The following is a 986-nucleotide window of genomic DNA, read 5'->3' on the forward strand; positions in this document are numbered from 1 at the left end:
CTGTTCGTCGGCGTCTACAACAACGGCTTCTCGGGCCAGGACTTCCAGGCCGCGCTCGTCGGCATGGGGGCGGAGGCCCTGGCGCGCACGCCCGCCATGCGCACCGAGAACGCCTGCGCCACCGGCTCGGCCGCGCTGTATTCCGCCATGGACTTCGTCGCATCGGGCCGGGGCCGCGTCGCGCTGGTCGTGGGCGCGGAGAAGATGACGGGCGTGCCCACCGCGCGGGCCGGCGACATCCTCCTTTCCGCCTCCTTCCGCGAGGAGGAGGCCGATGTCGACGGCGGCTTTGCCGGCCTTTTCGGGCGCATCGCGCAAGGCTACTTCCAGCGCTACGGCGACCGCTCGGAAGAGCTGGCGATGATCGCGGCCAAGAACCACGCCAACGGCCTCGCCAACCCCTATGCCCACATGCGCAAGGACTTCTCGGTCGAGTTCTGCAACACTGTCTCCGACAGGAACCCCTATGTCGCCCCGCCCTTGCGGCGCACCGACTGCTCGCTGATCTCCGACGGCGCGGCCGCGCTGGTGATCGCCCATCCCGACGTGGCGGCGACCCTCGGCAAGGCGATCTCCTTCCGTGCCCGCGTCCACACCAACGACGTGCTGGCCCTGTCGCGACGCGATCCGACGGCCTTCGACGGGCCGCGCCGGGCCTGGGGAGAGGCGCTGGAGACCTCGGGCCTGACGCTCGACGATCTCGACTTCGTCGAGACGCACGACTGCTTCACCATCGCCGAGATGATCGAATACGAGGCGATGGGGCTTGCCGAACCGGGCCAGGGCTGGCGCGTGGTGCGCGAGGGGACGACGCGGAAGGACGGGCGCCTGCCGGTGAACCCGTCCGGGGGCCTGAAGTCCAAGGGCCATCCGATCGGGGCGACGGGCGTCTCGATGCACGTGATGGCGGCCATGCAGCTCTGCGGCGAACTGCCCGATCTGCAAGTGCCAGGCGCGACGCGCGCCGGCGTCTTCAACATGGGCGG

1 protein-coding gene is annotated in these 986 nt (G+C 70.3%); it reads left to right on the forward strand.

Going from position 1 to position 986, the window contains the following annotated elements; translation table 11 throughout:
* Positions 1 to 986: acetyl-CoA acetyltransferase (locus O5O54_RS22205; protein WP_279484022.1), on the forward strand; the 986-nt coding region annotated here is incomplete at both ends.

Source organism: Aureimonas sp. SK2 (genome assembly GCF_029813115.1).
In the GTDB taxonomy this organism is placed as follows: domain Bacteria; phylum Pseudomonadota; class Alphaproteobacteria; order Rhizobiales; family Rhizobiaceae; genus Aureimonas.